Annotated in this window: 7 protein-coding genes; 6 read left to right on the top strand and 1 reads right to left on the bottom strand. The window is 42.4% G+C overall.

Features of this window, described 5'->3' with window-relative positions:
- Positions 1-11: 11 nt before the first annotated feature.
- A complete protein-coding gene (locus tag DG474_RS03375; protein WP_255778801.1) occupies positions 12-1,457 on the bottom strand; it encodes a UDP-N-acetylmuramoyl-L-alanyl-D-glutamate--L-lysine ligase in 1,446 nt (481 codons plus the stop codon).
- A 105-nt stretch (positions 1,458-1,562) separates the two neighbouring features.
- Between DG474_RS03375 and DG474_RS03380 the strand changes: the two genes are divergently transcribed.
- From DG474_RS03380 to zapJ, 6 genes are all read left to right on the top strand, one after another.
- Complete coding sequence (locus DG474_RS03380; protein WP_255778802.1) at positions 1,563-3,185, top strand: putative polysaccharide biosynthesis protein; 1,623 nt, start codon at positions 1,563-1,565, stop codon at positions 3,183-3,185.
- Between the two features lie 202 nt (positions 3,186-3,387).
- Positions 3,388-5,346, top strand: a complete 1,959-nt coding sequence (locus tag DG474_RS03385) for a peptide ABC transporter substrate-binding protein (RefSeq protein ID WP_255778803.1) — start codon at positions 3,388-3,390, stop codon at positions 5,344-5,346.
- Positions 5,347-5,491: 145 nt separating this feature from the next.
- Positions 5,492-6,586 carry a cystathionine gamma-synthase gene (locus DG474_RS03390; RefSeq protein WP_084945844.1) on the top strand — a complete coding sequence of 365 codons (1,095 nt, stop codon included), beginning with the start codon at positions 5,492-5,494 and terminating at the stop codon, positions 6,584-6,586.
- A gap of 7 nt (positions 6,587-6,593) precedes the next feature.
- Positions 6,594-7,760 (top strand): MalY/PatB family protein, encoded by a 1,167-nt coding sequence (locus tag DG474_RS03395; RefSeq protein WP_000521333.1) that lies wholly within the window; start codon positions 6,594-6,596, stop codon positions 7,758-7,760.
- Positions 7,761-7,852: 92 nt separating this feature from the next.
- Positions 7,853-10,948 (top strand): pilus expression-regulating Snf2 family helicase, encoded by a 3,096-nt coding sequence (locus tag DG474_RS03400; RefSeq protein ID WP_255778804.1) that lies wholly within the window; start codon positions 7,853-7,855, stop codon positions 10,946-10,948.
- A gap of 47 nt (positions 10,949-10,995) precedes the next feature.
- Positions 10,996-11,607, top strand: a complete 612-nt coding sequence (gene zapJ / locus DG474_RS03405; protein WP_044020482.1) for a divisome accessory protein ZapJ — start codon at positions 10,996-10,998, stop codon at positions 11,605-11,607.
- Positions 11,608-11,611 lie beyond the last annotated feature (4 nt).

Consider the following 11,611-nt stretch of genomic DNA (forward strand, 5'->3'; position numbering starts at 1 on the left):
CCTTGATTTTTTTATAGATAACGTTCTGCGATAGCTGCATCTCCAGGATAATCTTCTTTCTTTCCTTGGACGATCTGGTAACAATCAGCTCCCTTACCAGCAATAATCACGGCATCGAGTTCTTGATTTGTGATGGCCATCGCCGCCTTGATGGCTTGTTCACGATTGGCAATCTTTTCAACAGGATGACTGATATAGCTACTGATTTCCTCTGCAATGGCCATTGGATCTTCATAGTTGGGGTCATCCGCAGTTAGAAAGACTTGAATCTCAGGATGTTGATTGAGAAGGAGTCCAAAGTCTTTGCGACGACTTTCACCCTTGTTTCCAGTCGAACCGAGAACCAGAGCGATCTTTCCAGTTTGATGGGTTTCAACAACAGAAATCAGTTTTTTCAGACTATCGCCATTGTGGGCATAGTCGATGAAGATCTTGGCTCCATTTTTCTGAGTGAGAACTTCCATACGTCCAGGAACCCGGGTTGCAGCAATCCCTTTTTTGATGTCCTCTAGACTGGCACCTAGACGAAGACAGGCAAGTCCTGCAGCAACTGCATTTTCTTGGTTAAAGTGGCCGATGAGTTGGATATCATAATCACCAGCGAGTTTACCTGTAGCTGAAAAGCTAAAGGCTTTGGAGTTCGCGATTTGGTTGCTTGACTGGCTACCATAGAAGTCATGTTCTTGATCTTCTACTTGTTCTTTCAATACAGAAAAGTGGTCCATGTCGCTATTAATGACAACTGCTCGGCTATTTTTCATCAAGAGACGTTTGTGGTAGAAGTAGTCTTCAAAGCTAGGATGCTCAATCGGACCGATATGGTCAGGAGTGATGTTAAGAAAGACACCTACATCAAAGGTTAGACCATAGACTCGATGAACAAGATAGGCTTGGCTAGAGACTTCCATTACAAGATGGGTTCTTCCATTCTTAACAGCCTGAGCCATCATGTCGAAAAGATCGATATTTTCGGGTGTTGAGAAGGAAGATTTAAAGAAGGTCTCGCCATCCAGAGTTGTGTTCATAGTTGACAAGAGAGCTGTTGGGTAGCGTTGAGATAGGATGTGGTAAGCAAAGTACGCTGCTGTTGTCTTTCCTTTTGTCCCTGTGAAAGCGAGAATTTTGAGTTTCTCTTGTGGATTGCCATAAAATTCCATAGCAATCAAACTCATGGCTTTTTTGATATCGTTCACAATGATGACGGGGATACCGACTTCGTAGTCCTTTTCAGCTACATACCAACCTAACCCCTGCGAGATAGCTGAGAGCAGATATTCTTTTTTAAAGGCAACACCTTTTGCAAAAAAAAGAGTCCCTTCTTTTACTTTTCGACTGTCGTAACTGATGCTGTCAAAAACAACTTCACTGTAGTTGTAGTGGTAATGTCCTTGGTCAATAATCTCGCGAAAAAGGCCATCTTTCTTTAAAATATCTAATACGGTTTCAATCTTAATCATACTTTCTATTATAAACTTCAAGCCCGAATTTTACAAGTAACAAGGAAAAGTTTATAATGGAAGATAAGGAACCTTTCCTAGTTATCAAAATTGAATGAGGAAGCTATGTCTAACGAAAACAATCACCAGCAAGCCCAGATGTTGCGAGGGACTGCTTGGCTAACAGCTAGTAACTTTATTAGTCGCCTCCTTGGTGCTATCTACATTATTCCCTGGTATATCTGGATGGGGACCTATGCTGCCAAGGCAAATGGACTCTTTACCATGGGCTACAATATTTACGCCTGGTTCTTGCTGATTTCGACAGCGGGTATCCCAGTTGCGGTCGCCAAACAAGTGGCTAAGTACAATACCATGCGAGAAGAAGAGCATAGCTTTGCCTTGATTCGGAGTTTCCTAAGCTTTATGACGGGCTTAGGCATAGTCTTTGCTTTGGTCTTGTATCTCTTTTCTCCTTGGTTAGCAGATTTGTCAGGTGTGGGGAAAGACCTGATTCCCATCATGCAGAGCTTGGCTTGGGCGGTCTTGATTTTCCCGTCTATGAGTGTCATCCGAGGTTTCTTCCAAGGGATGAATAACCTCAAACCCTATGCTATGAGTCAAATCGCCGAGCAGGTGATCCGTGTTATCTGGATGTTGATGGCAACCTTCTTCATTATGAAGATGGGTTCTGGTGACTACTTATCAGCCGTTACTCAATCGACATTTGCGGCCTTTGTGGGGATGGTGGCGAGTTTTGCAGTTTTGATTTATTTCCTTGCCCAAGAAGGTTTACTCAAAAGAGTATTTGAAACACGGGATAGGATCAATAGTAAGCGACTCTTAGTCGATACCATCAAGGAAGCCATTCCCTTTATCCTGACAGGATCAGCCATCCAGCTCTTCCAGATTTTAGACCAGATGACCTTTATCAATAGTATGAAGTGGTTTACCAACTACAGTAATGAAGACTTGGTTGTCATGTTTTCTTATTTCTCTGCCAATCCTAATAAAATTACCATGATTTTAATCTCTGTAGGGGTTTCCATTGGTAGTGTCGGCTTGCCGCTTTTGACGGAAAACTATGTAAAAGGTGACTTGCCAGCTGCGGCTCGCCTAGTCCAAGATAGCCTCACCATGCTCTTCTTATTTTTACTGCCGGCAACGGTTGGAGTGGTCATGGTAGGGGAGCCTCTTTATACAGTCTTTTACGGTAAGCCAGATAGTCTGGCCATGGGCTTGTTTGTCTTTGCAGTTTTGCAGTCTACTATCCTAGGCTTGTATATGGTCTTGTCTCCTATGCTTCAGGCCATGTTCCGAAACCGCAAGGCAGTTCTATACTTCATCTATGGTTCCATTGCTAAGATTGTCTTGCAATTGCCAACCATTGCTATTTTCCATAGCTATGGTCCCTTGATTTCAACGACTATCGGACTAATCATTCCGAATGTCCTGATGTACCGAGACATCTGCCAGGTAACGGGTGCTCGTCGAAAGATAATCTTGAAGCGAACCATTTTGATTACCATCTTGACCCTTGTCATGTTTATCCTAGTTGGCTTCTTGCAGTGGCTACTCGGTTTTGTCTTCCAACCAAGTGGACGTTTTTGGAGTTTCCTTTATGTGGCTCTCATCGGAGGGCTTGGAGGAGGCCTTTATGGTTTGATGAGCCTACGGACACGACTCTTGGACAAGATAATTGGAAAGGCTCAAGCAGACCGACTACGTACACGATTGAAAATATCGTAAAAAGATTTATAAATAAAAGTAATAAATTTAACCTTTCTTTAACAGAAAGGTTTTTATACTACATTTTTCTAAAAAAAAGAGAACTTTTTCTAAAATCAAGAGCAAAAAATATGCTTTTTTAAGGTTTTCTTCAGAAATCGCTTGACTAAATAAAACCAAAGCTGTATAATAAGACAAAACTTTTAAACAGGAGGTTCTGGAAATGAAAAAGTCTAAGGCCAAGTATCTGACACTTGCAAGTGTCGTGTTAAGCGCAGGTATCTTACTGAGCGCATGTGGAAATTCAAGTAGCGCTACTAAAACATATAACTATGTTTATTCGAACGATCCATCTAGTTTGAACTATCTTGCAGAAAACCGTGCAACAACCAATGACATCGTGACCAATTTGGTGGATGGGTTAATGGAAAATGACCAATATGGTAACTATGTTCCATCATTGGCAGAGGATTGGACTGTTTCTCAGGACGGTTTGACCTATACTTACAAATTGCGTAAGGATGCAAAATGGTATACTTATGAGGGTGAAGAATACGCCCCTGTAACGGCCCAAGACTTTGTGACAGGTTTGAAATATGCTGCTGATAAAAAATCCGAAGCTTTGTACCTTGTTCAAGACTCGGTAGCAGGTTTGGATGACTATATCAACGGGAAAACAACTGACTTTTCAACTGTCGGTGTTAAGGCGATTGACGACCAAACGGTTCAGTACACTTTGACACGTCCAGAATCTTATTGGAATTCTAAAACAACTTCAACCATTCTCTTCCCTGTCAATGCAGATTTCTTAAAATCAAAAGGGGATGACTTTGGTAAGGTAGATCCTTCTAGTATTTTGTACAATGGACCTTTCTTAATGAAATCTTTTGTTTCAAAATCTGTTATCGAATTCAAGAAAAATCCCAACTACTGGGATGAAAAGAATGTCTTTGTGGATGATGTGAAATTGGCCTATTATGATGGTAGTGACCAAGATGCACTAGCACGTAACTTTGTAGAAGGAGTCTATAGCTACGCGCGTCTCTATCCAAATAGCTCAAGCTTTGAAGGCATTAAAGAGAAGAACAAGGATAACATCATCTATAGTATGCAAAATGCAACTTCTTATTACTTGAACTTCAACTTGGACAGAAAATCTTATAACTTCACTTCTAAGTCCTCTGATATCGAAAAGAAATCAACCCAAGAAGCAGTTCTTAATAAAAACTTCCGTCAAGCCTTCAACTATGCTTATAATCGTACAGCCTATGGAGCACAATCTCAAGGGGAGGACGGAGCAACGAAGATTATTCGTAACTTGGTTGTACCTCCAACATTTGTAAGTATCAACGGAAAAGACTTTGGCGATGTTGTTTCAGAAAAGATGGTCAACTATGGCCAAGAATGGCAAGGAATCAACTTTGCAGATGCACAAGATCCATACTACAATCCTGACAAGGCTAAAGCTAAATTTGCAGAAGCTAAGAAAGAATTGGAAGCTAAGGGTGTGCAATTCCCAATCCACTTGGATGTATCTGTAGACCAATCAGCTAAAAAAGGTGTACTTGAAGCAAGCTCTTTGAAACAATCCATCGAATCTGTTCTAGGAGCTGAGAATGTGGTTATCGATATCCAACAGCTATCAACAGATGACTTTGACAACTCTAGCTACCTAGCTCAAACTGCAGCTCAAAAAGACTTTGATATCTATAATGGCGGTTGGAGTGCGGACTACTTGGATCCATCAAGTTATCTTGATATCTTAAATGTCAATAACGGTGGTATGTTGCAAAACATTGGTCTAGAACCAGGTGAGGTCAATGACAAGGCTAAGGCAGTTGGTCTGGATACTTACACTCAAATGTTAGAAGAAGCGAACAAGGAGCAAGATCCAGCAAAACGTTATGAAAAATATGCTGAAATTCAAGCTTGGCTCGTTGATAGCGCCCTTGCAATTCCAAACGTTTCTCAGGGTGGAACACCGACCTTGAGAAAGACAGTTCCATTCTCATCACCATTCTCACAAGCTGGAAATAAGGGTGTCGAATCATACAAGTATCTCAAGTTACAAGATAAGACTGTAACGGCTGATGAGTATGAAAAAGCTAAAGAAAAATGGCTAAAAGAAAAAGAAGAATCAAATAAAAAAGCCCAAGAAGAACTGGCAAAACACGTTAAATAACCAGTCTATTCAACAGGAAAAACGATAGTTTCTCAAGGAACTATCGTTTTTATATAGTTTGAAACTATAACTAGCTCTTGAAAACAAGAAAATGAGTTAGTAAAAATAAGTGGTACAATAGTTACTATAGATTTGGAGGTATTGTATGAGCAAAGAACTACACATCAACACAATTTTGGCCCAGGCTGGGATCAAGTCAGATGAGGCTACAGGTGCCTTGGTAACACCGCTTCATTTTTCAACCACTTATCAGCATCCGGAGTTCGGTCAGTCTACGGGATTTGACTATACTCGGACTAAAAACCCAACTCGCAGTAAAGCGGAGGAGGTCTTGGCGGCTATTGAGTCAGCAGACTATGCCCTAGCGACAAGCTCAGGAATGGCTGCGATTGTACTGGCCTTTAGTGTTTTTCCAGTAGGAAGTAAAGTCTTGGCTGTGCGTGATCTGTATGGGGGTTCTTTCCGTTGGTTCAACCAAGTGGAGCAAGAAGGCCGTTTCCATTTTACCTATGCCAATACAGAAGAAGAGCTAATTGCTGAGTTAGAGAAAGATGTGGATGTTCTCTATATCGAAACACCAACCAATCCCTTGATGTTGGAATTTGATATTGCCAAACTAGCCAAACTAGCTCATGCCAAGGGTGCCAAGGTAGTGGTGGACAATACCTTCTACAGTCCGATTTATCAACGTCCGATTGAAGACGGTGCGGATATCGTTCTTCATTCTGCCACCAAGTACTTAGCAGGGCACAATGATGTCTTAGCTGGGGTGGTTGTGACTAATAGTTTAGAACTATATGAGCAATTGTTCTACAATTTGAATACGACTGGTGCGGTCTTGTCACCATTTGATAGTTATCAGTTGATTCGTGGTCTCAAAACCCTGCCTCTTCGTATGGAGCGTTCTACAGCCAATGCCCAAGAAGTGGTTGCCTTTTTGAAGGCTTCACCTGCTGTCAAGGAAGTGCTCTATACAGGACGTGGAGGCATGATTTCCTTTAAAGTAGTGGATGAAAAACGTATTCCTCATATTTTAAATAGCCTCAAGGTCTTCTCTTTTGCGGAAAGTTTGGGTGGGGTGGAGAGTCTGATCACCTATCCGACGACTCAAACCCATGCGGATATTCCAGCAGAAGTGCGCCATTCCTATGGCTTAACAGATGACCTCTTGCGCTTGTCAATTGGGATTGAAGATGCTAGAGATTTGATTGCGGACTTGCGCCAAGCTTTGGAAGGATAAGATAGATATGGGAAAATATGATTTTACAAGCCTGCCCAATCGTTTTGGGCACCATACCTATAAATGGAAAGAAGCAGAAGCTGATCGAGAAGTTCTACCAGCCTGGATAGCAGATATGGACTTTGTGGTTTTGCCTGAAGTTCGACAAGCTGTACAAGCCTACGCAGATCAGTTGGTCTATGGCTATACTTATGCTAGTGATGCTTTGATTGAGTCGGTTCAGGACTGGGAAGCCAGTCAACACGGGTATCACTTTGACAAGGATGCCCTCGTCTTTATAGAGGGAGTGGTACCAGCTATTTCAACAGCTATTCAAGCCTTTACAAAAGAAGGAGAGGCGGTTCTGATTAACACACCGGTCTATCCACCTTTTGCCCGCAGTGTCAAACTCAACAATCGCAGATTGATTACCAATTCTTTGGTGGAAAAGGATGGGCTGTTTGAGATTGACTTTGACCAGTTGGAGAATCAATTGGTAGAAGAGGATGTGAAGCTTTATATCCTTTGCAATCCCCACAATCCTGGTGGACGTGTTTGGGAAAAGGAAGTGTTAGAAAAGATTGGGCATCTCTGCCAAAAACATGGTGTTTTGTTGGTTTCAGATGAGATTCACCAAGATTTGGCTCTCTTTGGTCGCAAACACCAGTCTTTTAACACCATTGATCCCGCCTTTAAAGATTTTGCCCTTATCTTGAGTAGTGCCACTAAGACCTTTAATATTGCTGGGACCAAGAATTCCTATGCAGTTATTGAAAATCCAAAGCTTCGTGTGGCTTTCCAAAAACGTCAGTTGGCCAATAACCAACATGAAATCTCAGGCTTGGGGTATTTGGCGACAGAAGCTGCCTACCGTTATGGTAAGGACTGGTTAGGAGAGTTGAAAGAAGTCATCGAGGACCACATTAACTATGTAGTAGATATTTTGGGCAACGAAACCAAGATTAAGGTCATGAAACCACAAGGTACCTACTTGATCTGGCTTGATTTTTCAGCCTATGACCTAACAGATGACCGCTTGCAAGAGCTTTTGAAGAATGAAGCCAAGGTTATCTTGAACCGAGGTTTGGACTTTGGTGAGGAAGGAACTCTTCATGCCCGTCTCAATGTAGCTATGCCGAAGTCAGTACTGGAAGAGGTTTGTCAACGCATCGTGACCACTTTTGCTACCCTTTAAAAATCGAGCCTTCTAGGAGAAAAGTCTTCCTAAAAGGCTATTTTCATAGGGGAAAATGTGGTATAATGAAAAGATAAGATAAAGGGGTAACTATGGCTAAATTGATTCCAGGGAAGTTGCGCATGGAGGGTGTTTCCCTCTATGAGAAGGGCAAGATTGAGATCATCAAGGAAAAAGGGAATCGCCTCTATACTCGTGTGTCGGGAGAAGACTTGCGCTACAGTTTAGAGGATGATCTGGTTTTTTGTGCTTGCGATTTTTTCCAAAAAAGAGGTTACTGTGTTCACCTCGCAGCGCTCGAGCATTATCTGAAGAACGACGAAGAAGGCCAGGTGATTTTACAAGCCTTAGAAAAAGGACATGAAGAGCAAGAAGAGGTCGAAACCAAGGTTGGTTTTGGTGGTAGTTTTTTGGAGCGTATCCAACCTCAGAAGAGAGAGAAAATCTACACTTTGTCGGCTCAAGGCCAGGTAGAAGCTGGAACCAATCGCCTCCTTTGGACTCTCCGAATCGGTTTAGTTGATAGTCAAAAATATTATGTCATTCGTGACATCCCTCTCTTTTTGAAGGTCTTGGTCCATCGAAAGCCATATATGATTGGGAAGCACTATGAAAATGACTTGTCTTGGGATGCTTTTGATACAGCTAGTCAAGAAGTTCTTACTTTTTTATGTGGCTTGATTGAGGAGGGACTGAGTCAAGACCTCTTTTTCCCCAATCAAGGCCGTCACCTCTTTTTCCCTCTGACCTTTTTTGAGCAGGGAGTGGAGTTGCTGATGAACTTGGAGGATTTTCATTTTGAACACCAGATTACAAGTTATGAAAATCTTCTCTTTCATGATTTAGATCCAGATGCAGAACTGTTCTCTTTTTCCGTGCAGGAGTATCCCGATTATTTTGAGATGGAAATTTCTGAGACTGAGCGAGTTAACGTATTCTATGGAGGGGCAGTTCTCTTTCGTAAGGGGAATCTTTATCTCTTAAACCCTAAACAAATCAGCCTCCTAAAGGAAGTCAAGAAGCTTCCTCAGGAGGAAAGAGGGAGGAAATGTCTCCAGTTTGACAACAGTGATCGCGACCGTCTGGCCGCCTGTCTTCCCTTGTTTGGACAGCTAGGAACAGTGTCTGCCCCCGAGCGCTTGCAAATCAGACCCTTTTCACCAATCTTTTGCTTTGATAGGGAGGATGACGGCCGCATTCGCTTAGATATCCAGTTTGACTATGGAGATGTTAAGGTGACTAGTCGTCAACAGCTGGAACAATTACCTTTTTCAAGTGATGCCGTCTTGGAAAACCAGCTATTTCAGGTTTGTTTAGGGGCTGGTTTTGAGGCTGATTTTCAGTCTTGGAGACAGGCTTTGAAGCCAGAGGCAGTTTATTCTTTCTTTCACCATACGATTCCAGCTTTTGAGAAGTTGGGCCAGGTTTTCTTGTCTGATGAGATGAATCAGCTCTACAGTGTCCAAGCTCCTCAGGTTCAGATTGAGCCCAAGGGAGGACTGTTGGAGATTCAATTTGATTTCCAAGGGATTGCCCAAGAAGAGATTGATCAAGCTCTTAAAGCCCTGACCAGCAATCAGGATTTCTATATCAGTTCTTCTGACCAAGTGTACTTTTTTGATGAGGAAACCAAGCAGATTCGTCAAAATTTGCAGGAACTGGGGGTTGAGCTAAAAGATGGTTCTTTCCAAGCGCGAAAATCTCTGGCTTATAGCCTTTCTCAGCTTTTTGAAGGTCGAGATCGGATCTCCTTCTCGGAAGAATTTCAGCATTTAGCTCATGATTTGACCCATCCAGAGGACTTTCCTTTGGGAGATATACAGGTTCAGGCGAGTTTGAGAGATTATCAGGAAAAGGGTGTTCGTTGGCTCCAGATGCTTCATCACTATGGCTTTGGTGGCATCCTAGCCGATGATATGGGACTGGGAAAAACATTGCAAACCATTGCTTTTTTGACTAGTCAGGTGACAGAAGATAGTCGGGTCTTGATTTTAGCGCCGTCAGGTTTAATCTACAACTGGGCAGATGAATTCAGGAAATTTGCCCCACAGTTGGATTTGGCTGTCGTTCATGGTTTGAAAGCGAATCGAGAAGCGATTCTTTCTGAAAATCACCAAATCTATGTGACTAGCTATGCCACCTTTCGTCAAGACAGCGAGCTTTATCAAGAGATGGCTTTTGATTTTCTCTTCTTAGATGAAGCCCAGGTCATGAAAAATGCCCAAACCAAGATTGCTCAGAGTTTGCGCCAGTTTGTGGTGCCGGCAGTCTTTGCTTTGTCAGGTACGCCTATTGAAAACCATTTAGGAGAGTTGTGGTCTATCTTTCAAATTGTGCTTCCAGGACTCTTACCAAGTAAAAAGGAGTTTATGAAATTACCGGCTGATCGAGTCGCGCAGTTTATCAAGCCCTTTGTCATGAGGCGTAAGAAAGAAGAAGTTCTTACAGAACTGCCTGATCTGATCGAAGTCGTCTATAAAAATGAACTGGAAGACCAACAGAAGGCTATCTATCTAGCCCAGTTGCAACAGATGAGAGACCGCCTAGCGCAAGTGACCGATCAAGAATTCCAGAGAAGTCGGGTAGAAATCTTATCTGGACTCATGCGTTTGCGTCAAATCTGCGATACGCCAGCTCTCTTCATGGACGATTACCAGGGAGCTAGTGGTAAACTCGATAGTCTCCGAGATTTATTGCTACAAGTGGCTGATGGTGGGCATCGGGTCTTGATTTTCTCCCAGTTCAAAGGAATGTTGGAAAAAATCGAGCAAGAACTCCCAGACTTGGGCTTGACCTCCTTCAAAATCACAGGTTCAACTCCTGCTCATGACAGACAAGAGATGACCAAGGCCTTTAATCAGGGAGAAAGAGACGCCTTTCTCATCTCTCTGAAGGCAGGTGGTGTTGGTCTCAATCTAACGGGAGCTGATACGGTTATTTTGGTTGACCTTTGGTGGAATCCCGCTGTCGAAGCCCAGGCTATCGGACGTGCCCATCGTATGGGACAGGAGCAGAAGGTAGAGGTTTATCGCTTAATTACAAAAGGAACCATTGAAGAGAAAATCCAAGAACTTCAAGAACAAAAGAAACATTTGGTTTCCCAAGTTTTAGATGGTACGGAGTCGCGTGCGAGTCTCAGCCTGGCAGAAATTCGTGAAATTTTGGGAATTTCTGAAGCCAGCACTTGAAAAATCAAGACAATACGCTATAATGAAGTGTTGAAAGGAAATACAAAATGAAACAAGATCGATTTCCATTGGTGTCAGATGATGAGATCATGCTGACCAAAATGCCAGTCATGGACTTGTACGATGAGTCAGACTTTATTAGCAATATCAAAGGTGATTACCGCGATAAGAACTATTTGGAATGGTCTCCTATTAATGAAGAAGAAACCGTAGTTTCTCCAGTGGTTAATAAGGAGTCAAAACCAAGTCCAGAACCTAAAAAAGTTGAAAAAACCTATGCTGAATTGGCTCGAGAAGAGGCGCGTGCGGACTTGAAGAAGAAACGTTCAGCCAAGTATTTGACTCAGGATGTTAGTCATACCAGACGACACAATGGTTCCACACTTGTTCGTCAAGGAAACCAACCAACAGCACCATTTCAAAAGGAAAATCCAGGTGAGTTTGCCAAATTTAGCAAAAACTTGAGCCAGTCTCACTATATCTTAGCTGAGGAGGTTGGCCAAGTGGCGAACCCAACTCCGAAAGTCCAAACGGGAAAAGCTAACAAGAACAACTATGATTTTCTAAAGAAGAGTCAAATCTATAATAAAAAGAATAAGCAAACGGAACAGGAACGTCAGGTTGCCCAAGAGTTGAATCTGACAAGAATTACTGAGTAGGGGA

The sequence above is a fragment of the Streptococcus oralis genome (assembly GCF_024399415.1).
GTDB lineage: Bacteria > Bacillota > Bacilli > Lactobacillales > Streptococcaceae > Streptococcus > Streptococcus oralis_CS.